Origin of the sequence: Kitasatospora sp. NPDC089913 (genome assembly GCF_044748625.1) — a bacterium.
In the GTDB taxonomy this organism is placed as follows: domain Bacteria; phylum Actinomycetota; class Actinomycetes; order Streptomycetales; family Streptomycetaceae; genus Kitasatospora.
The window spans coordinates 136,395-157,370 of sequence record NZ_JBIVGI010000017.1; the positions used below are offsets into that span (position 1 = coordinate 136,395).

Below are 20,976 nucleotides of genomic sequence, written 5' to 3' on the forward strand. Positions count from 1 at the left end.
GCCCACCGCCCCCGCTGTCGTCCGTCAGTCGTCGGTCAGTGCGGACATGCCCGCGACCAACCTGCCCAGCAGGTCGAGGAAGACTGTCCGCTCCTCGACCGACAGTCCGGCGACCATGGCCTGCATCCGGTCGAAGTGCTCCGGCGCCATGTCGCGCAACCGCTGCGCGCCGCGTGCGGTCAGTATCACCACGTTGCCCCGCCCGTCCTCCGCGGACGGGCGCCGGGCGACCAGGCCGTCCCGCTCCAGCCCGTCGACCAGGCCGGTCACGGTCGCGCGGGAGACCCCGAGCGCCGCGGCCAGCTGCGACGGCGACTTCTCGCCGCCGTGGTCCTCCAGCTCGGCCAGCAGCCGGTAGCGCCCGGTGGACAGGCCGAAGCGGGCGAAGTGGGCCTCGCCGGCCTGGCTCAGCCTGGCTCCGGCGGCCATCAGTCGCGCCGCGACCAGGACCGCCTGAGGATCGGCGGCCAGGCCGTACCGGGAGAGTTGCCGGCGGGCCTGGTCGAGCGAGGGTGCGCCGTTGCCGGCCTGGTGCTGCTGTGCCATGAAAGTAATATGGCGCCTAACCTGATCTCCCGTCAAGCGCCCCGCCCGAGGCCGGGAAGCCCCGTTCCCGCTCCGGGGCGCGGAGCGGGAACGGGGCTTCCGTGGCGGGTCGCCTTTCGGCCCCGCGTGCACACGGCTAGCGCAGGCGGGCGCCGGCCCGGTTGTAGGAGTGGTAGAGGCCGAGGGCGTTGACGGCCAGCGTCGCGACGCCGACCGCGGTGGTGAGCGTCTCCTTGTGGTGCTTCAGGAAGTCCTCGATGGTGTCGAACGCGCTGTGGTGGTGCTCGCTGTCCAGGTGGACATCGCCGTGCGGGGTGACGACCGTGTACTGATAGGCCATGGCTGCCTGCCTCCCGATTGGTGCCTCTGTCGTGGTCGATCCCCGGCCGGGAGGGGCGGAAACCGGCCTCCGGCCCGGTGCAGCCGGATTCACCGGTTCCGGGTGGTCGGATCGGACTGTTCCGGCTACGCACGGGAACCCCGGTCGCGCCACCGCCGTTGGGCAATTGACACGCATGGCCAGAATTCGTCTACATACGGTCACACTTATTTGTGGACAATGGATTCCCTGTGCATTCCTTGCTAGCGTTCGCCCGCCACCTGTCGGAGTCGGGAAAGACGGTCCCAGGAATGAGCAACGAATTCTCCCGCCGCGGCTTCCTCGGCAGTACCGGAATGGTCGCCGCCGGAGCCTCCGCCGCCTCGCTCGGCCTGGTCGTCGGCGCCGCCGGCCCGGCCTCGGCCCGACCCGTCGAACAGCCCGAGGGCTGGACGGTCTTTCCCCCGGACTCCCGCTACGAGACGCTCAGCCAGGGCTTCAACCAGCGCTGGCGCAGTCGACCGGCGTACATCCGGCTGGTCGGCAACGAGGCCGACGCGGTGGCGGAGCTGCGTTCCGCGCTCGACCGCGGGCTGCGGCCGACGGTGCGCGGCGGCGGCCACTGCTACGAGGGCTTCGTCGACAACGACCGGGGCGTCATCCTCGATCTCAGCACCCTGCGCGGGGTCGGGGCGGGGACCGACAAGTACGGCGGCGCCACCTACGCCGTCGAGGGCGGAGCCACCAACTGGGACGTGTACACCACGCTCTTCCGCGAGTACGGGGTGACCGTTCCGGCCGGGTCCTGCTATTCGGTCGGCGCCGGCGGCCACATCTGCGGCGGCGGGTACGGGCTGCTCTCCCGGCGGCACGGACTGACCGTCGACCATCTGGTCCAGGTGGACGTGGCCACGGTCCGCGGCGGTGTGGTCGAGGTGACCCGGGCGCACCGCGGCGACCCCCCGGGCTCGCCCGAGCACGAGCTGTTCTGGGCCCACACCGGGGGCGGCGGCGGCAACTTCGGCGTGGTGCTGCGCTACCACTTCGCCCACGCGCTGCCGGCGCCGCCGCCCCGGGTCTGGCTCAGCAGCGTCGCCTGGAAGTGGTCCGACCTGCTCAAGCATCCCGAGGACTTCCGCACCCTGCTGGACAACTTCGGCGCCTTCTTCGCCGAGCACAGCGGCGCCGCGGAGAAGGTGTACCGCGGACTGTTCTCGATCCTCCACCTCACCCACCACTCGAACGGGAACGTCGTCCTGTTCAGCCAGTGGGACGAGGAGGACCCGGCGCCGCTGGACGCGTTCCTCGCCCGGGTGGAGCGCGGGATGCGCGCCAAGTCGACCGCGCAGACCAACGGCGTCGGCGGGCTCTACCTGCCCTACCCGGACAAGCGCCGCCAACTGCCCTGGTTCCAGGCGACCATGACGCTCAACGGCTCCGGCCCCAACCAGCGCGGCAAGTACAAGTCGGCCTACCACCGCAGAGCGTTCACGCCCACCCAGACCGACGCCTGGTGGACCTGGCTCACCAAGGACGTCGAGGGCCTCGACCTCACCCAGACACTGGTCCAGATCGACTCCTACGGCTGCCGGGTGAACGCGCGGGGCGCCGCCGAGACCGCCGTCCCGCAGCGGGACTCGGTCATGAAGCTGCAGTACCAGACCTACTGGACCGACCGGGCCGACGACGCCGCCCACCTCGCCTACCTCAGCGGCCTCTACCGGGACACCTACCGGGCGACCGGCGGCATCCCGGAGATCGACACCGACACCGACGGCGCCTACGTCAACTACCCGGACGTCGACCTGGGCACCACCGCCGACAAGCAGCCGGCCTACCAGCGCCTCTACTACAAGGCGAACTACACCCGCCTGCAGCGCGCCAAGAAGCTCTGGGACGCCGCCAACGTCTTCCACCACGCCCAGTCGGTGACCCTGCCGTCCTGAACGAGCGCACAGAGCCGTGCCGACCATCTGGTAAACGGACTGTATCTGGTCCCCTCCAGGGCGGGCGGCAGAGCGTGGACGTACTCGATGCCCCGGTGGCCGGCGGGCTCCTGCGCCCTCGCGTAGGAGAGCATGCCCTCCGACACGTCCTGTCCCACCACCAGTCCGGCCCCCTGCGCCTTCAGCAGGCGCGAACAGAGGCCGGTACCGCACCCGAGGTCCAGGACGCGTTCGCCCCGGACCTGCCCCAGGGCCGCCAGTACGCTGTGGCGCCGGTTGCAGAAGGCCGAGGACACCTGGCGCCCGAGGGCGTCCCGTCATCGACCTCCGGTGGAGAGGGCCGGGTCGGACTCGGTGAGGCGGGCGCGGATGTCGGACCTCAGGCGGCCGCCGACCGCTGCCACGGCCCGGGCCAGTGGTGCCTCCAGCTCCGGACCGGCGGCGTACGGCACGACCTCCAGGTCCTCGACCAGGAGGTCCAGGAGTCCGCCCGCGGCGAGCACGTCGGGGTGGCGGTGCGCCAGGTACTGCTTGCAGCGGCGGTGCGCCTTGGGTGCGGCGAGTACCGCGCGGGCGACGGCGCGGGGGTTCTCCGGGGTCACCGCGAGGTGCGGTGCGTGGCGCAGCACCAGAGCGGTGAGGCCGTGGTCGGGGTCGAGCGGCTCGCGGGGCAGCCTGGCGATGACCGCGGTCCAGAGGTCGGCGCGCGGCAGCAGGGCGCTCGCCAGGATGTCCTGCGCCCCGCCGGGTGGTTCGGCCGGGTCCGTGCGGGCCAACGCGCGGAGCGCCTCGTCGGGATGGAGGGCGGCTGTCAGGAGGGCGGTCTGCTGAACCCGGTTGTAGCGGAGGATCCATTCGGCCGGGTCGTCCTCGGCCTGCAGTGCCGCCCACACCGCGTCGAGCCGTCGCAGTGCGTCCTCGGCCCCGCCGGCCGCCAGCTCGCGGGCGACGGCGCGCAGTTCCGGGTCCGTGCAGAGCATGCCGACACTGGTGCCGAGCGGCAGCGTCTCCAGGGTCTCGAACTGGTGCGAGTCGTCGTACTGCAGCCGGTAGTGGACGAGCGCCGGGACGATCCGGCCCCACGCCGGGTGGGCGAACTCCTCGGCCAGCCCCGCGACCTCCTCGTCCTCGACGTAGGAGAAGTCGTACGACCCGTCGAAGAGGGTGCGGAACACGCCCAGGGCCAGGCGCATCAGTTCGAACGTCAGACGCTGCCGCGGGCCGCTCGACCGGGCCTCCATCCGCAGCGTCCAGGTGCCCGCCAGCAGCAGCTGCTCGGAGCGGAAGGTGAGGTCGGGGAACCAGGTGCCGGCGAGTTCCAGCAGGGTCCGGAACGCGCGCAGCCGCCCGGTCTCGCCCGCGACGACGCCTGGCTGCTCGCTCCACTCGCCCTCGACCCGGTCGGGGCGGAACACCAGGCTGGCCTTGTGCAGCGACAGCGGCACGTCGAGTTCGAACGCGCCCGCGCCGAGGCGCAGCAGTTTGTTGCCGCCGTGGCAGAACCGGTCGGAGATCCGCTGCAGTGCGGCGACGCCGCTGGGGGCGCGCCCGAGTGGGTAGCGTTCGGTGCGGGCGAGCTGCCACTGGTGGACGGCGTTGTGGAGCCGGTGCGGGTTGGCCGGTGCGGCTGCCGGCGAACCGGCGGCGTCCGCCAGCATCCGCTGCCAGGAGGCGTTCTCCTCGATGGTGTAGTCCGTGGCGGGCGGGCCGCCGCGCCAGTGGGCGAGCCAGGAGCGGAAGGTCGTGACGGCCCGTCGCTCGGCGGGGGTGAGGCCGAACTCCTCTGCCAGTCGCAGCCATTCGGACAGCACTCCGAGGTAGCCGTGCCAGCGGTCGGCGGTGGGGGCGTCGACCAGGTCGAGCAGGATCGCCTTGAGGGCGGCGTCGTAGGACTCGACCAGGTCGCAGCGGGCCAGCAGGCGCAGCACGGCCAGGTCCGGCCCGCCGTCGTTCGCGGTCCGGTCGTCCTGCGCCGGGCCGTGGGCCGGAGCCGGAGCCGGAGTCGGAGCCGGGGTGCCGGGGGCCGTCGGGTCGGAGGCGTAGTCCCGGTAGGCGGCCGTCAGCTCGGCGGCCCGGCGCGGTGCGGTACCGGGGTCGGCCGCCGCCAGCGCCACCCGGCAGCGCTCCAGTCGGAGGTGGCGGTCGGCGAAGCCGGGGTCGTCGGCGGCGGCCGCGAGCAGCCGGGGCACCTCGGCCGGCGGCAGCTGGGAGCGCGGCACCAGGCGGTACAGCGCCTCGGCACGCGTCGGGTCGATCGCCGGGCCGATCGTCGGGTCGGTCGCCCGGTCGGTCACCGGGAGTGCGGCGGCGAGTCCGGTCAGGACCTGCTCGCGCTCCTCCGGGGTGTGTACGTCGAGCGCCGCGAGGGCGTCGGCGAGGGCGTCGGCGGCGTGCAGCAGCGCGACCGCCGCGCCGGTGCCGGTGCCGGTGCCGGTGCCGCCGTCACCGTCGCCGTCCCTCGACGCGAGCGCGGCGGCCGCCGTGAGCAGTCGGCGCAGCGCCGGTTCCGGGACGTCCGGGCGCAGCTCCAGCCGGGCGAGGGCGACCGCCGGGCGGAGGTCCCCGGTCCCGGCCAGCAGCCCGACCGGTACGGCGCCGAGCGCGCGGGTGCTCCGCGGCAGCAGTTCGGCCGACCGGTCGGCCGAGCCGGCCCGAGCGGCGGCCAGACCCCGCAGGTAGGTCCTGGCCTGCGGCGGGGCGGCCGCGAGGAGGTCCTGCGGGTCGGTGCCCAGGGCGAGCAGCGCCTCGCCGACCCGGGCCGCGAACGAGGGCGAGGCGACCGAGTCGCCGTCCCGGCGGTGGCAGTCGGGGTCGGGCAGGTGGCTCCGGTCGACGAGTCGGCGCCGCACCGAGGGCGACAGGTGCGGCAGGGCGGTGAGTTCGGTCAGCCGGGGCATGGCCTCCGGGGCGAGGGCCGCCGCCGGGTCGGGCGCGCGCCGGACGGCTTCGAGCCCGTCCGCCGGATCGTGGAGCAGCCGGCAGCCCTGCGGCACGGCCGTCGTCCGGGCGCGGACGGTGTCGACGGCCGGTGGTCGGCCGGCCCCGAACCAGCACTCCTCCGCCCACGGGTCGGCGAGGACGTACGAGGCGCCCTCGGGGAGGTCCTCGGGGCGGCCGCGCAGCACGCCGATGCCGTACTGGCGGAACATCACCCCGGCGTGCTCCGCCGCGCTGCCCCGCTCGACCAGGACGTGCCCGACGCCCGCCCGCCCGGCGTCGTCGAGGGCGAGGTACTGCGCCCAGGCGTCGTCCAGTCGGACGGCGGTCAGGAACCCGGTCGCGGCGACCGCGGCCGGCGCCACCAGGATCTCCGCGGGACGGGCGGCGCGGTCCTGTCGCCACTCGCGCCGGGACTTCTCGGTGAGTGTCTCGACGACGGGTTCGGGATCGAACGCGGCGGCGGGGCGGAGTTGCACCAGACGGCGGTCGGTGACCTCCACGGCGGTCAGCACTTCGCCCCGCCACAGGGTGAGGCCGGGCGAGCCGGTGAGCCAGGCGAGGCTGTTGTCGGTGTGCTCCAGGCGCTGCGCCGAGGCGAAGCCGAAGCCGAACGAGAGCTGGCCCACCAGCCGGCCGTCGGGGCCGCGCTCGGTGAGGGCGGTGACCGAGACGGTGCCGTGGTCGGTCGCCAGAACCCATTCGGTGTCCAGCCGGGCCATCCCGAACCCGGTGTGGGCGCGGTCCAACCAGGCGGTGATTCCGGCGAGTTCGGCGTCGGACAGCAGTGGAGTCTCGGTCGGTGCGGGGAGCCGGTGCGGCGGAGCGGCGAGCAGTGGTTGGACGAAGGCGGGGATGGGCAGGGGGCGGTACCCGGGGTCGTGGAGCCGCTGCTGGGCGACGGAGCGTTCGGCGTAGCCGCTCCAGACCACGGCGGACACCACCCGGTGGAGCTCCGCGGGGTCGGCGCAGACCAGGCTCTCGTAGCCGCCCGCGTTGGTGTTGCCCTCGCCGTCCTCGGCCCCGGAGCTGCGGACGATCCACGGGCCGTCCCCGCAGACCGCCCGGACCTCGGTGTCCAGGGCGGGTCGGCGGGCCCGCAGGAATTCCGCGTAGGACTCGACGAGTTCGGCGGCGGGGGTGTCGGCCGCGGTGGCCAGGCCGGGGAATTCGGCGGTGCCGAGGCCGGGGAATTCCCCCACCGGTTCGGCCGGCAGCGGGAACACCGGAAGGGCGACGTCGGCGAACCGTTCGTCGTGGGCGAGTCGCAGTAGGCGGGCGCATTTCGCGCCGATTCCTCCGGGGTCGACGGTCCGCCCGGAAGCGGCCGGCAGGTGCATGGAAATGGTGTTCTCCTGTGGACGGAAGGTGCGGGGAGAGCGCGGGAGCGGGGCGGCGGTGGCTGCGGGTGCTGGGGCGGGCCGGGCGTTGTGCGGAGGTCCGGTCCGGACGTCGGTCGTCGAGCGGCCCGGGGAGGTCAGTCGTCGAGCAGCTCGGCGAGCCACCGCCGGGTCCGCTCCGGAGTGCGGTCGGCCTCGCGCAGGCCGTCGATCACGTTCCAGGCGGCGCGGTAGCGGGCCGGTTCGTCGACCGGGTCGCCGCCCGCGTGCGGGGCCAGCCGTTCGCAGAGCCGGTCGAAGCGCCGCTCGGCGTCGGTCAGCACGGTGTCGTCGAAGGCCGCCGAAACGGCCTGGTTGTCGCCGTCGTAGAAGAGCAGTCCCTCGTCGGCGGCCGCCTGCCGGAAGGCCCGGGCGAGGGTCCTGGAGGCCGGGACGAACTGGAACAGGGTGCCGTCCCCGGCGATCTCGACCGCCAGGCCCGCCGTCTCCAGGGCCTTGCGGGCGTGGCCGACGAAGCGCTCGCCGGCGGCCCGGGCCGAACGCTGGGGCTCGCCGGTGGCTGCGCGCGCGAGCGTCCGGTCGGCGGCGGCCAGGATGGTCGGCTCGAAGAACGAGGTGAACGAGATCTCGCGCAGCGGAGCGAGCAGCTCGCGCGGGCCGCCGACGGCGGCCACCGCGTGGCCGTTGGCGACGCCCTTGGCGACCGTCCAGACGTCCGGGGCCAGCAGCTCGGCGGTGGACAGGCCGGGGCCGTAGCGCAGCCCGACCTTCACCTCGTCGGCGATCAGCGGCACTCCGGCCGCGCTGACCAGTTCGCGGGCGCGGGCGTACCAGCGGGGGGAGAGGTGCATGTGGTCGGGGGAGAGGACCACCGCGGCCGCCCTGTCGTCGCGCAGCAGCTCGGCGAGCAGTCCGAGGTCGAAGTAGAAGTCGGCGATCCCGTCCGCGTTCGGCTCTCCGGGTGTGCCGGCCGGGCGCCACATCGGGTCGTAGCCGTGGTAGCCGGCGCTCAGCACCAGCGGTCGGCCGACGGACTCACGGACCGCCAGCACGGCTGCCCGGACAGCCGCGGTGCCCGACCGGAACAGTCCGACCACCTCGCCCCCGCACAGCTCCCGCAGCCGGCCGGTGACGGTGTCGACCCGCGCGTTCCAGCCGGTCGCGGAACCGGACTCGCCGGCCGCGGCCCGGGCCACGGCGGCGGCGACCTCCGGGTCGCCGTGACCGAGCGTCACCGATCCCCGGGCGTTGTCGAAGTCGATCCAGCTCTTTCCGGAATCGTCCGTGAGATAGCCGCCGCGGGCGGCGGTGAATACCCGGGGAATGCCGTCGGGAGTGCGCGGACAGGTCGGCCTTTCGGCCAGGACGGAGGGAATTCGCGTCATTGTCGACCGCTTTCTCGAAGGGGAGTTGAGGAAATCCGGGAAATCCGGGCAGAGTCGCCGGGAAATCTGTCCCCGAGGTTCACAGGGAGGCTGTCGTGGCCGGATCGGGAGCATTTCCGCCACTGCCGTGGCCGGCGGTGCCCGCCCTGCACCGGGCGGCCCTGGAGCAGGCCCGGCGGGACGGCGGGGCGGCGGCCGCGTACGCCTGCGGGTGCCTGCTGGAGCAGGTCCTGGCGGACGCCCTGGCCTGTCCGGGTGCCGAACGTCTCGCGCCGGTCGGACAGGTCGGACAGGTCGGGCGCGTCGGACAGGTCGGACGCGTCGGACAGGTCGGGCCGACCGGACCGGCTGTTCTGGCCGTGCTGGACGAACTGCGAGCCTGCTGTGCGGATTTGGCGGCGCTCGCCGCGGACGGCGGCGACCTCGACCGGGTGCCCGTGCGGACGGCGACGCACACCCTGCTCGGCCGGGCCGCGGCCGTCGCGGCCGGGCTGACCGACCTCCTCTGGTCCGCACCGGAGACGGTCGCCGACCCGGCCGGTGGCGCCCTGCTGCGGCACGCCACCGACTGGAAGACCCCCGAGTGCCACGCCTACGACCTGGCCGACCCGGAGCTGACGTACCGGCAGGCCGAGGACTGGCTGGCCGGGCACGCCCGCCCCCGCCCCGTCCTGGTGGTCGGAATACGCACCGGAGGCTCCTACCTGGCGCCGTTCTGGGCCGCCGCGGTCGCCGCCGCCGGCCGCACCGCGGCACCCTGGACCACCCTGCGCCCGCTTCGCCTCCCGGACGGGATCACTCTGCCCGAGGCCGAACTCGACCGGCTGCCCACGACGCTGCCGACCGGCACCCTCGTGGTGGCCGTCGACGACCAGCCCGACACCGGCGACACCGCCCGCGCGGTGCGGGCCGCCCTCGTCCGGCGGCTGCCCGGTCGGCCCGAGGTCCTTCTCGCGTCCCCGGGCCGGCTGTACCGGGTCGGGCCGGGAGTCCTGCGCACCATCGCCTCGGTCCCGCCCGTCCACCCGGGCCGCGAGCGGCTGTGGCAGCTGCTCGCACCGGCCGACCGGCCGCGCCTGCTGGCCCGGATCCGCGCCGCCGGGGTGCCGCTCACCGCCGACGACCGGGACCTGCGGGTGGAGCCCTTCCGGGGCCCGTTCCTGACCCGCTACCCGACCGGCCCCGGCCCGGCAGGCCGGCCCGGCGGTCCGCACCGGATCAGTCCGCGGGCCACGCCGTTCACCGTCGTCGGCCCGGCACACACCCGGCACTTCCGGTTCGCCGGCACCGGCGCGCACGGCGCCCAGTGCGCGGCGGCACTCGCAGAATGGGGCGGACCTGCACCGGCGTTCCGCTACGTCGACGGCTACCTGGTGACCGACCACGAGCCGGGGCTGCGGCCGCTCGCGGACGGACTCCCGGCGCTGGACCCGGCGCACCGGCGCCAGGTGCTCGCCACCGTGGTCCGCGGCTGGCGGTCGCAGCAGCGGCTCGGCGACCTCGGCCGGGTCGCCCCGGAGGCCGGGTACGACCCGCAGGACGCGCTGCGCCGGGCCCTGGCGAGGCTGCGGGACCTGGTCGGCGGCCCGCTGCCGGTCGACGAGGCCTGGCTGCGCCGCCACGTGCCCGGCCACGCGAGGCTCGGCGGGGCCGACGGCCGACTGCTGCGGACCTCGCTGCCGTACTCGCACCAGGACTGGCACTGGCAGCTCGCCCCGGCCGGGCCCCCGCCCGAGGACCCGGAGGGGGAGCCGGACGGCCCGCCGGCCGTCCGCCGCTTCGGCCTCGACTGGGTGTGGGGCGGGGCGGGTCGGCTGGAGTCCGAGGTGGCCTCCTTCGTGGTCGAGAACGGCCTGACCGGCGAGGCGCTGGCGGATCTGCGCACGGCGCTGGACGACGACGCGGTCTTCACGGGCGCGTTGCGGCTGGGTGGGGAGGCGCTGCTCCTCAACGCCAAGTCCTGGCTGCGCCGCTGCCTCGCACCAGGGCCGGCGACGGCGGAGCGGATCCGTGCCCGGCTGGCGGAGCTGGCCGACCGGGTGGCCGCCCTGTCCTGACCGCCGCCGACCGGCGGAGGGTCCGGCGGCACGTCCTGGGGTGGGCCGGTCGGTGGGCCGACCGGTGGCGGTCATCGGTCGGCCTCCTCGGGCAGCGCCCAGAGCCGCTCGACCGCGCCGTGCCCGTCGGCGGCGCAGCGGCGGGCGTGTCCGAGGGCCTGGCGCACGCACTCGTCGTCGGTCTGGCTCCCGTACACGTACATGCCGCGGACCTTGTGCGCCAGCACCCCGGAGATCTCCACCGTGTGCCGCAGGGTCAGCCCGCGCTCCTCGGCGAGCGTCCGGCGCACCTGCGGCGCGGGGTGCTGTCCCGCGTACGGGAGGTCCTCGTACCAGAGCACGGTGGCGGACGGCAGGCCGGCGGCGCGGACGGCCCGGTGCACAAGCAGGTGGTCGACGTGGCCGCCGACGGCGGCGGGCGCGAGCACGGTGTCCGCCGCGGTGTCGCGCAGCGCGGGCACCAGGGCGGTGGTGAGGGCGGGTCCGACCGGGTCGGCCGCCGGATCCGCGGTCAGTTCGCCGACGTCGTCGTAGCCGCGCAGGCTCGCGTCGTCGAGGCCGAGCGGACGGTAGTCGGCCAGCCCGCGCAGCCGGCAGTAGCGCAGTTCCTCGGTGCGGCGGCGGGCCCCGACCACCTGCGGGCCGGCCTTCCGCAGTCGCCTCGGCAGGGCCCAGGCGGAGCGGGTGAAGACGGTGAGCAGGGTGGCCCGGGGCAGCGGTCCGGCCAGGGCCAGCAGGCCACCGACGGAGTAGGCGATGTCGTCGGGGTGCGGGGAGACCAGCAGGGTCCGCCCGTCCCGCAGCCGGTCGACCAGGTCACCGGCCCGCGCGGCACCACCGGCCCGCGCACCACCGGCCCGTGCGGCAACGACCTGCGCACCACCGGCCCGCAGATCAGAGGTCATCGGACACCCCCCGCACCGATCAGGTCGGCGTACCGCAGCGCGACATCGTGCCAGCCGAGGCCGGGCCGCGGGCGGGGCGGCGGGGCCGCACCCGCGGCGACCAGCTCGCTCAGCTCGTCGACGCTGTCCGCGAGCAGCGAGGCGAACCGGGGCAGGCTGCCGCTGCTGCCGAGCGCGCAGACCGGGACCCCGAGCTGGACCGCCTCGGCGGCCAGGAAGTTGAAGGTCTCGTGGAAGACCGACGGCAGGACGAGCAGCCGGGCGCCGCCGAGCACCCGCTTCCAGTCCGAGCGGATGTCGTAGGAGTCGATCACCTCGATCCGTCCGGCAAGCCGGTGCCGGCGCAGTTCGTCCCGCATCTCCCGGCCCGTCCGGGACCAGGTGGTGAGGACGATCCGCAGCGGGAGGTCGGCCGCGGCGAGGCGGCGCAGGCAGCGGTGGGCGTCCTCGGCGGGGATCTTCCCCAGGTGCAGGACCACCGGGCCGACCGGGTCCCGCAGGTCGGCGGCGGGCACGTGGTCCGCGGCCCAGGGGATGTAGTGGCGGTCCGGGAAGCAGCGGGTCCAGGACCGGTCGCGCAGGAACACCTCGCGCATCGGTCCCTCGGGGTGCGCGGCCCGGGCCGGGCAACCGTCCACCGTCCCCCCGTCCACAGAGTCGGACCCCCCGACGACGGATCCTCCGGCCACCGTCCCCCCGCCCACCGACTGCCCGTGCCGCAGGCAGTGCGGCGGTGCGGTCATGCCGGGCGCCAGCAGGCTGACGTCGTGCCAGATCCGCACCACCCTGCGGTACAGGTCCGGGAAGCGCGCCCACTCGGTGCCCCGGAACACCGGGCTGTCCACCAGCGGGAACACCGCGTCGGCCCGGTCCTGCCGGGTCAGCCGGGCCAGCGCCGCCGGGTCGGGGGCCTGCGCCGAGCGGTAGAAGCGGACCTCCACCCGGCACCGCCGGAGGTGTTCGGTCAGGTACCACAGGGCGGTCTCGACCCCGCCCCAGGTGTCGCTGTCGAAGCCCTCGTCGTAGATCTCGAAGAGGGCCCGGGGAGCCCGCGGCGTGTCAGGCACGGCCCGCCCCCGCGGTCCGGAGGACCAGCCGGGCCACCAGCTCGTCCACGTCGAACCGGTCCGCGGGGGCGCCGAGCAGGTCGAGCGAGCAGTCGAAGTAGGACTCCAGCCGGTTGACGATCTTGACGAACTCCCGGGCGTTCACCTCCAGGTACCCGGCCTCCGCGATCTCCCCGGGGTCGTCCCCGGTCTCGTCGCTGAGGCACTTCACGACCAGCAGCCGTGTCATGCGGTCCGCGCCAGGTGCGCCTTGGAGTTCGCCACCACCAGAGAGCTGCATTCCTCCTCCGTCCTGTCCACGATGAAGACACCCGTGTTGCTGATCCTGAACCGGACCGTGCGCAGCAGCTCGTCACCCAGGCCGAGCAGCTCGAACAGCAGGGCCTGGATGGTCTCCGCGTGGGAGACCAGCACCAGGCCGCCCCGCCGCTCCGGCGGCCCGCCGCAGGCGGCGAGGAACTCCCGCACCCGGGCCCGCTGCGCCGTCCAGCTCTCCACCCCGGCGATCCGCTCGTCCGGTCGGAGCAGGCGCTGTTCCAGCACGGCGTCCCACTCGTGCACCCGCAGCGGGCGGGGGAACCGTTCGGGGGCGCCGACCTCCGCCAGTCGGGTGTCGTGCTCCGACGGCAGTCCGAGGGCGCCGGAGAGCACCTGGGCGGTTCGGGCGGCCCGGCGCTGCGGGCTGCTGATCAGCCGCCAGTCGGACAGCCGCGGTGCGGCCCAGCGGGCGCTGCCGCGCCTCAGGTGCGCGCCCAGTGCGGCGGCCTGGCGCCGGCCGAGCGCGGTGAGGTCGGCGTCCGGGTCGAAGCCGGGCATCAGGTCGTCGTCCCGCAGCACGTTGACGCTCGCCTGCGCGTGCCGGACCAGCACGAACCGCCGGTGGCCGGTCATACCAGCGGCAGCGGGATGCGGCCCTGGGGGATCTGCATCCGGCTGCGCGAGTTGTTGAACTCCTGGTTGGCGATGCACGTCCCGCACGGCCAGTTGTCGTACTCGCGGGGCGCGCCGAAGGCGTGGAACAGGTGCTTGGGCACCGAGTAGCAGTCGCACTTGACCATGCGGATCTGCTCGCCGGTCACCTGGTAGTTGTAGCCGTTGGTGATCTGGTCGCAGACCGCGTCCCGGGTGCCGGTCTCGAAGATGTGGTTCCACCGGCGGAAGTACTCCGGGGGCGCGAGGAACTCCGCCGGGTGCAGGTCCTGGTACCGCAGGTCGACCTCCAGCGGCCGGCCCTTGAACGCCAGCAGCGGCATGAAGTGCAGCAGTCCCCGGTAGCCGCGCTCCGCGAGCAGGTCGATGTAGGCGTTGACCTGCTCGATCGGCTGGCCCCAGTACACGGACTGGAGTTCGGCGCCGAGGTCCACCGCGGCGTCGATGATCCGGTCCACCTGCTGCTGGCTCAGCCCGCGCTTGGCGTTCATCTCGGCGGTGTGGCCGTCCACCGAGAAGACCCAGAGCAGATCGGGCCGGCCGGCCAGGGCGGTGGGCAGTTTGGTGCCGTTGCTGAGCACCTCGATCCGGTAGCCCTCCGCGGCCCGGCGCTGCAGGTGGTCGACGATCTTGCGGTAGAGGGTGATCTCGCCGTCGGACTCCACCCGGAAGAGCACCGAGTCGGGCTCGTACTCGGCGAAGATGCGGTCCAGCGAGGCGATCGTGGCGGCCTGGTCGACCTTGGCCTTCTTCACCTCGCAGTAGGTGCAGCGGATGTTGCAGGCGCCGTCGACGACGATGTTGCGGTAGAGGCGCACCTGTCGGGTGCGCGGCGGCCAGCTCTGCTCGGCGGTGGTCATCAGCTCTCCTCGTGGTGCGGCCGGGGCCGCTCAGACGGTGGCGGCGCGTGCGGCCGCCAGGTGGAAGGCGACCGCCCGCGCACTGCGCAGGGCGTGCGCCTGGATGGTCAGGGTGGGGTTGAGGCCGCCGGGGTACGGCATGAAGCTGCCGTCGACGACGAAGACGTTGGGCGCGGTGTGCACCCGGCCCCAGCCGTCGACGACCGAACTCCTCGGGTCCTCGCCGGCCCGGCAGGTGCCGTGCAGATGGCTGCTGCCCTGGGCGAACCCGCTGGCCTTGCGGCGCACGCCCGCCGCCCCGGCCTGCCGCAGCAGCCGCTCGCAGCGGCCGGCCATGTGGTCGAGCCGGGCGAGGTCGCGCGGGTCCGGCGTGTAGTCGATGACGACGGCGGGCAGGCCGTCCTCGTCGAGGTGCGGGGAGAGGCCGACCCGGTTGTCCAGGTTCGGGTGGTCGGCCAGGATGGTCTCCACCCGGAGCTCCAGCGCGTCCCGCACCAGCTTGTGCGGCTGGTCGGTGCGGGACTCGTAGATCAGCCCGCCGACCCCGGTCGGGCACTCCGGGTCCAGGTAGTGGTCCAGGAAGGCGATGGTGGAGAACGGCCCGGTGTGCGCGGCCGGGTCCGCCAGGGTGTCGGCCGGCGCGGGCACGGTGCCGGTCACGTACTCGCTGAGCTTCAGGCACAGGCCGCGCCCGACCAGGCCGTTCTCGTTCCCCACCCCGTCCGGGGTGCGTCGGCCGCGGGAGCGCAGCAGCAGGGCCGCGCTCTGCACGGCGTTGCAGGCGAGCACGAAGGCACGCGCCCTGATCCGGTGCGGGGTGCGGGTCAGCCGGTCCAGGCAGCGCACCGCGGACACCCCGTCCGGGCCGTCCTGTTCGAGTTCCAGGGCCCGGACACCGGTGCGCAGGGCGAAGCCGGGCCGGTCGGCCAACGGGGCCAGGAACACCGCGACCACATCGCCCTTGGCGCCGGTCGGGCACTGGTGGCTGACGCAGAGCGTCGCCCGGGTGCAGGCCGAACGTCCCTCGTGGGGGCTCCGGTTGATAGCCAGTGGGGTGGGGAACGGCCGGTAGCCGAGGGCCGTGCCCGCCTCGTGCAGCACCTCGGCGGCGGCGGTCGGCGGGTGTGCCGGGCCCCGGCTGTGACCCCGGCCGCGCGGCACCGGTTCGTGGTCGCCGCCGCACACCCCCAGCCGTCGCTCCAGCACCTCGTAGTAGGGCACCAGGTCGGCGAGGGTGTACGGCCAGCGGACGTCGAGGCCGTCGGTGCGGATCAGCTCGCCCGGGTCGAAGTCGAACGGCCGGTAGCGCCAGGACGCGCCGCCGTAGAAGACCGTCCCACCGCCCAGATTGGTGGTGCTCCACGGCCAGCCGCCGTCGTTCCAGCCGCCGTCCCCGTCGCGGGCGACGGCCTGCCGGCTCAGGTCGTCCAACTCGTCGTGACCCAGTCCGGGCGGGAGCCGGTAGCCCTCCTCGATCATCAGGACGTCCAGGCCCTGGCGGACCAGCCGCTCGGCCGCGACCGCGCCGCTGGCGCCGCTGCCGATCACGCAGACGTCCCAGATCCGGTCCGCGGCGGCGGGCTCCAGGCCGTCCCGGTGGGAGCGGCCGAGCGGTTCCGGATCGCGGGCGTGCGGGGCGTCCTGGGGGAGGGTGCCCCTCAGTCGCTTCATGTGCTCCCTTTCGTCTGCGGGTTGCCGGTTCGCGCCTGGACGGCTCGCGCCGGGCCGGTGGGCGCGGCGGTGGGCGGTGTGGCGGGCGGCGGCTCGCCGGGGCCGGTCGCCGCGGCCCAGGCGGCGCACAGCTCGGCGAAGCGGCCGCCGCCGTCGGCGAGTTCGCCGGGCGGGCCGTCCTCGACGACGGCGCCGCCCTCGATCACCAGGACGCGGTCGGCGATCGCCAGCGTCGACAACCGGTGCGCGATCAGCAGGGCACTGCGGCCGGCCAGCACCCGGGCGAGCGCGTCGTGCACGGCCCGTTCGGTCGGGGTGTCCATCGCGGAGGTCGCCTCGTCGAGAATGAGGACCCGCGGCGAGGTCAGCATCACCCGGGCCAGCGCGATGAGTTGGCGCTGTCCCGCGGAGAGGGCGGCGCCGCGCTTGTGGACGTCGGTGTCGTAGCCGTCGGGCAGCCGGCCGATGAACGCGTCCGCCCCGACCGCCTCGGCGGCGGCGCGGACCTGGGCCCGGTCGGCGCCCGGGCGGCCCAGCGCGATGTTGTCGGCGACCGAGCCGGAGAACAGGAACGCCTCCTGGGTGACCATCGAGACGGCGCCGCGCAGCTCCGGGTCGGCGAGGTCCCTGAGGTCCACGCCGTCCAGCGTGATCCGGCCGGCCGTCGGGTCGTAGAACCGGGCGAGCAGCTTCGCGATGGTCGACTTCCCGGCCCCCGTGGTGCCGACCAGGGCGACGGTGCGGCCCGGCGCGAGGTCGAGGTCCAGGCCCGCGAGGACCGGCGGGGCGCCCTGCGCGTACCCGAACCGCACCCGCTCGAAGCGGACCGCTCCCGGCGCCGCCGCGGCCGGCAGCGCGCGCGGCCGGCCCGGTTCGGGCAGCGGGGCCCGCTCCGCCAGCAGGGCGCCGATCCTCTCCAGGCCGGCCGAGGCGGCGGCGAAGGCGTTGGCGAAGCTCGCCAGCTCGTCGATCGGGTCGTAGAGCCGGTGCACGTACAGCAGGAAGGCGGTCAGGTCACCCGGCTCCAGCCGGCCCTGCGCGATCCGTACGGAGCCCAGCGCCAGCAGCACGGCCAACGACAGGTTGCCGATCAGCTTGACGCCGCCGCTGAACAGCGCGCTCACCCGGCCGGACTGCAGCCGCGCGGCCGCGTACCCCGCGTCCAGCTCCCGCAGCCGGGCCGCGTTGCGCGCCTCCCGCCGGAAGGCCTGGACGGCCCGGATGCCGTTGTACGCCTCGGAGGTGTGCCGCACCACCTCCTCGGTGGCGGCCCGGGTCCGGCGGTAGGCGTGCCGAGAACCCCGGCGGAACCAGCGGGTCAGCAGCACCAGGGGGACGAAGAACGCGATCACCGCGGTGGCCATCGGCAGGTCGAGCCAGAGCATCACGGCGACGATGCCGACCATCGAGAACAGCGCGGAGAACAGCCCGTCCAGGCCGGTCTCCAGTACTTCCTCGACCGCCTCGACGTCGCCGGACAGCCGGGCCACCACCCGCCCGGACGGCGTCGCCTCGTGGAACGCGAGCGGCTGCGCCATGACGTGGCCGAAGGTGTGCCGCCGCAGGTCGAACAGCAGGCTCTGGGCGATTCCGCCGGAGTACCGCAGGAAGCCGTACTTGAGGGTGGCGGTCGCCTGGCCGGCGGCCAGCGCGGCTGCCGCGCAGCCGGCGAGCACCCCCCAGCGGCCGTCGGCCGCCGCAGGCAGGCCGCGGTCGATGGCGGCCGCGACCAGCAGTGGGGTGGCCAGGCCGCAGAGGTTCTCCAGCACCGCCAGGGCGACGGCGACCGCCAGCCGGTGGCGGTGCGGGCGCAGCAGCAGGCGCAGCAGGGCGTTCCGCCGGTCGGTCAGCAGCCGGTCGGTCGGCGGACGGTCGGCAGCCGGTCGGTCGGCAGCCGGCGGTCGGTCGGTGGTCGGTCGGTCCGTCGACGGTCGGTCGGTCGGCAGGTGGTCGGCACCGGTGCTCATCGGACGTCCACCGCCCGGCCCGCCGTCCCCGGCACCAGCGTGGCGGGGGTCGCCAGCAGCCGCCGGTACTCGCCGTGGCGGGCCATCAGCTCCTCGTGGCCGCCGACGGCGGCGACCCGCCCGTCCACCAGCAGCGCCACCTGGTCGGCGAGTCGCAGGGTGCCGGGGCGGTGCGCCGCGAACACCGTCGTCACACCGCCCAGGACGGTCCGCAGGGCGTGCTCCACCTCGCGCTCGGTCCGCACGTCGAGCGCGGACAGCGCGTCGTCCAGGACCAGCACGGCGGGGCGCGGCAGGACGGCGCGGGCGAGCGCCAGCCGCTGGCGCTGCCCGCCGGACAGGGCCAGGCCCTCCTCGCCGATCCGGGTGTCCAGCCGCTCGGGCAGCGCGGCCACGAAGCCGTCCGCCCGGGCGATCCGCAGCGCCTCGTGGATCCGGGCGTCCTCGCAGTCCTCGGCGCCGAGCGCGACGTTGTCCCGGACCGTCCCGGAGAACAGCACCGGGTCGTCGAAGGCGCAGCAGACCGCGGCCCGCAGGTCGTCGAGGGGGAGTTCGCGCAGGTCCACGCCGTCGAGGGTGATCCGGCCCGAGGTCGGGTCGTCGAGGCGGGCGAGCAGGGCGAGCAGGGTGCTCTTGCCGGAGCCGCTGGCGCCGACCAGCGCCAGCGAGCTGCCGGCCGGGACGGTCAGGTCGATGCCGCGCAGCGCCGGCACGGCCGCGCCGGGGTGGGTGTGGTGGAGGTCCTCGAGGGCGAGTTCGCCGCGCGGCGGGCGGAGGCGGCGGTGCGGGCGGGCAGGCTCGGCGACCGTCAGCGGCTCGTCCCGCAGCTGCCAGTACCGGTCGGCGGCCGCGGCGGCGGTGCTGGCGTCGGCGATCAGCCAGCCCAGGGTGTCGGCCGGCCAGCGCAGGTAGGTGGCGACGCTGACCGCCGCCATCAGGGTGCCGAGGGTGAGGTCGCCGGTGGCCACCCGGTGGCCGCCGTAGCCGATCAGGGCGACCACCGCGAGTTCGGGCAGCGCGGTGATCACCCACCACAGGGCGGCGGTGAGGGAGAGCTTGCGCAGTTCGGTCAGCCGGAGCCGGCGGGCCCGGCCGAGGAACCGGGCGACCGTTCCCGGCCCGCGGCCGAAGGCCTTCAGCACCCGGATGCCGAGCACGGACTCCTCGACGGTCGTCATCAGGTCGCCGGACTGCTCCTGGGCGGAGCGCGCGACGCTCCGGAACCGGCGCTCGAAGGCGGTGGTGGCCAGCACCATCGGGGCGTACGCGGCCAGCACCAGCACGGCCAGGGCGGGAGCGAGCACGGCCAGGACGACCAGGCCGGCCACCAGGGCGAGCACGTTCACCAGCAGGTAGACCGCGGAGAACGCGGCGAACCGGCCGATCTCGGCCACGTCGGAGACCGTCCGGGACAGCAGTTGGCCGGACGACCAGCGGATGTGGAAGGACTGCGGCAGCCGGTGCAGGTGCGCCGACAGGTCCGCGCGCATCGCCGTCTCCAGCCGGTTGACCGGGCGGACCACCAGCAGCCGGCGGGCGCCGAGCAGGACCGCCTCGACGGTGCCGAGCACGGTGAGGCCGACGATCGGCCAGGGCAGGGCGGCGGTGTCCCGGTGGGCGACCGGCCCGTCCACCAGTCGTTGCAGGACCAGCGGCACGGTCAGTCCGGCAAGCATCGAGCCGAGGGCGGCGGCGCAGGCACCGGCCATCGCCCAGCGGTGCGGCCGGAGGTAGCCGGCGCAGCGGCGCAGCGAACCGGGGATCACCGGGCGGCCCCGGCGGCGAGGGCCCGGTGGTAGTGGGCCAGGGCGCGTTCGGTGGCGGTGGCGCCGCCGTACCGCTCGGTCAGCCGGGGCAGCGCCGCCGCGACCGCGGCGCGGTGGACGGCGGGCGAGGTGACGGCCTCGCGCACCGCGTCGGTCAGCGCCCCGACGTCGCCGCGCGGGACGAGCAGCCCGGGGGTGACGTCGCCGACCGTCTCGCGCAGCCCGCCGACCGCGTATCCGGCGACCGGGGTGCCGCAGACCATCGCCTCCAGGGCGCTGCCGCCGAGTTCCTCGTGCACCGAGGGCATCACCAGGACGTCCAGCGCGGTCATCACGGCGGGGATGTCGGAGTGCGGCAGGAAGCCGGTGAAGCGGAACCGCGCGGTGAGGCCCGCCGCGGCGACCGCCTGCCGCATCCGCTCGCCCTGCGGGCCGTCGCCGACGACCAGGAAGACGCTGTCCGGGGTGTCGGTCCGCGCGCTCCAGCGGGCGGCCGCGGCGACGAAGTCGCGCCAGCCCTTCTCGTGGGCGATCCGGCCCACGTAGCCGATCACCGCGACGCCGTCCGGGACGCCCAGGGTGCGGACGAACGCCCGGGCGGTGTCCCCGGGCTGGCGCTCGACCGGGCCGACCGAGTCGGGCACGACGTCGATCAGCTCGCGGCTCATCGGCATCTCCCGGGCGACCACGTCGGCGGTGCGTTCGGTGAGCGTGGAGACGCGTGCGGCGCGGCGCAGCGCCCGGCGTTCGGCGGCGTGCACCAGCCGGTGCTGGAGGCGGTCGACCCGGGACATCGGCTCGTACACCGAGAGCCGCGAGCAGTGCAGGGTGACGCAGTAGGGCGCGGCCAGCAGCCGGGCCGCCAGGGGTCCGGCCAGCAGCGCCCACAGCTGCCCGTCGGCGTGCACATGGATCAGGTCGGGCCGCCAGCTGCGGCGCAGCCGCAGGCAGGCGGCGAGCGCGCCGAGCAGCCAGGCCTGGTTGAGGCCGGCGATCCCGGTCAGTTCCGACCGCAGCCGCGGCAGCGGTGCCCTGGTCACCCGGACCACCAGACCGGGACGGTCCAGGCGCCGGGCCGGCAGGCCGGGGAACCCGACCGTCAGGACCTGCTGCTCGACGCCGCGTTCGGCCAGCTCCCGCGACAGCCTGAGGATCTGGACCTGCATGCCGCCGACGGCGTCGAACTCGGGGGGCCAGCTGTCGACGCAGTCGTGGTGGAAGAAGGGGGTGAGCCGCAGCACGCGCACGGGAACTCCACGGTGGAAGGCGGGGGGTGACGG

General features: G+C 75.0%; 16 protein-coding genes. 2 read left to right on the forward strand and 14 right to left on the reverse strand.

Annotation, left to right across the window (positions count from 1 at the left end; genetic code table 11):
• Positions 1-24 precede the first annotated feature (24 nt).
• Both ACIPYS_RS25080 and ACIPYS_RS25085 read right to left on the reverse strand, forming a co-directional pair.
• Complete coding sequence (locus ACIPYS_RS25080) at positions 25-546, reverse strand: MarR family winged helix-turn-helix transcriptional regulator (RefSeq protein WP_093863622.1); 522 nt, start codon at positions 544-546, stop codon at positions 25-27.
• Between the two features lie 136 nt (positions 547-682).
• A complete protein-coding gene (locus ACIPYS_RS25085; protein ID WP_093863623.1) occupies positions 683-886 on the reverse strand; it encodes a hypothetical protein in 204 nt (67 codons plus the stop codon).
• Between the two features lie 290 nt (positions 887-1,176).
• Between ACIPYS_RS25085 and ACIPYS_RS25090 the strand changes: the two genes are divergently transcribed.
• Positions 1,177-2,811 (forward strand): FAD-binding oxidoreductase, encoded by a 1,635-nt coding sequence (locus ACIPYS_RS25090; protein ID WP_400749763.1) that lies wholly within the window; start codon positions 1,177-1,179, stop codon positions 2,809-2,811.
• Here ACIPYS_RS25090 and ACIPYS_RS25095 read toward each other — a convergent pair.
• The 3 genes from ACIPYS_RS25095 to ACIPYS_RS25105 all read right to left on the reverse strand — a co-directional run bounded on the left by ACIPYS_RS25095 (position 2,727) and on the right by ACIPYS_RS25105 (position 8,473).
• Positions 2,727-3,107, reverse strand: coding sequence for a class I SAM-dependent methyltransferase (locus tag ACIPYS_RS25095; protein ID WP_400749766.1), 381 nt, complete (start codon positions 3,105-3,107; stop codon positions 2,727-2,729). The two genes, ACIPYS_RS25090 and ACIPYS_RS25095, sit on opposite strands and share 85 nt — an antisense overlap.
• A 21-nt stretch (positions 3,108-3,128) precedes the next feature.
• Positions 3,129-7,088: a hypothetical protein gene (locus ACIPYS_RS25100; protein ID WP_400749769.1), complete on the reverse strand. Its 3,960-nt coding sequence runs from the start codon at positions 7,086-7,088 to the stop codon at positions 3,129-3,131.
• A gap of 137 nt (positions 7,089-7,225) precedes the next feature.
• Positions 7,226-8,473 carry an aminotransferase class III-fold pyridoxal phosphate-dependent enzyme gene (locus ACIPYS_RS25105; RefSeq protein ID WP_400749772.1) on the reverse strand — a complete coding sequence of 416 codons (1,248 nt, stop codon included), beginning with the start codon at positions 8,471-8,473 and terminating at the stop codon, positions 7,226-7,228.
• Between the two features lie 95 nt (positions 8,474-8,568).
• On the opposite strand from ACIPYS_RS25105, the gene ACIPYS_RS25110 reads away from it, so the two are divergent.
• Positions 8,569-10,530 (forward strand): hypothetical protein, encoded by a 1,962-nt coding sequence (locus ACIPYS_RS25110; protein WP_400749775.1) that lies wholly within the window; start codon positions 8,569-8,571, stop codon positions 10,528-10,530.
• Between the two features lie 71 nt (positions 10,531-10,601).
• Here the strand turns inward: ACIPYS_RS25110 and ACIPYS_RS25115 are convergent, their stop codons facing one another.
• From ACIPYS_RS25115 to ACIPYS_RS25155, 9 genes are read right to left on the reverse strand one after another with little or no spacing between them, the layout of a single operon-like run.
• Positions 10,602-11,435, reverse strand: coding sequence for a PIG-L deacetylase family protein (locus tag ACIPYS_RS25115; protein WP_400749778.1), 834 nt, complete (start codon positions 11,433-11,435; stop codon positions 10,602-10,604).
• Positions 11,432-12,502, reverse strand: coding sequence for a hypothetical protein (locus ACIPYS_RS25120; protein ID WP_400749781.1), 1,071 nt, complete (start codon positions 12,500-12,502; stop codon positions 11,432-11,434). Before ACIPYS_RS25120 ends, ACIPYS_RS25115 begins: the two co-directional genes overlap by 4 nt.
• Positions 12,495-12,731 (reverse strand): DUF6137 domain-containing protein, encoded by a 237-nt coding sequence (locus ACIPYS_RS25125; RefSeq protein ID WP_093863631.1) that lies wholly within the window; start codon positions 12,729-12,731, stop codon positions 12,495-12,497. The genes ACIPYS_RS25120 and ACIPYS_RS25125 overlap by 8 nt, the downstream gene beginning before the upstream one ends.
• Entirely contained in the window at positions 12,728-13,393 is a 666-nt protein-coding gene (locus tag ACIPYS_RS25130; protein ID WP_400749785.1) for a histidine phosphatase family protein, read from the reverse strand. Before ACIPYS_RS25130 ends, ACIPYS_RS25125 begins: the two co-directional genes overlap by 4 nt.
• Positions 13,390-14,292, reverse strand: a complete 903-nt coding sequence (locus ACIPYS_RS25135; protein ID WP_093863633.1) for a radical SAM protein — start codon at positions 14,290-14,292, stop codon at positions 13,390-13,392. Before ACIPYS_RS25135 ends, ACIPYS_RS25130 begins: the two co-directional genes overlap by 4 nt.
• A 30-nt stretch (positions 14,293-14,322) precedes the next feature.
• On the reverse strand, positions 14,323-15,963 hold the full coding sequence (locus ACIPYS_RS25140; protein ID WP_400749789.1) for a GMC oxidoreductase: 1,641 nt from the start codon (positions 15,961-15,963) through the stop codon (positions 14,323-14,325).
• Positions 15,960-17,930: an ABC transporter ATP-binding protein gene (locus ACIPYS_RS25145; protein ID WP_400749792.1), complete on the reverse strand. Its 1,971-nt coding sequence runs from the start codon at positions 17,928-17,930 to the stop codon at positions 15,960-15,962. Before ACIPYS_RS25145 ends, ACIPYS_RS25140 begins: the two co-directional genes overlap by 4 nt.
• A complete protein-coding gene (locus tag ACIPYS_RS25150; protein ID WP_400749794.1) occupies positions 17,927-19,696 on the reverse strand; it encodes an ABC transporter ATP-binding protein in 1,770 nt (589 codons plus the stop codon). Before ACIPYS_RS25150 ends, ACIPYS_RS25145 begins: the two co-directional genes overlap by 4 nt.
• Positions 19,693-20,943, reverse strand: a complete 1,251-nt coding sequence (locus ACIPYS_RS25155; protein ID WP_093863636.1) for a glycosyltransferase family 4 protein — start codon at positions 20,941-20,943, stop codon at positions 19,693-19,695. Before ACIPYS_RS25155 ends, ACIPYS_RS25150 begins: the two co-directional genes overlap by 4 nt.
• Positions 20,944-20,976 lie beyond the last annotated feature (33 nt).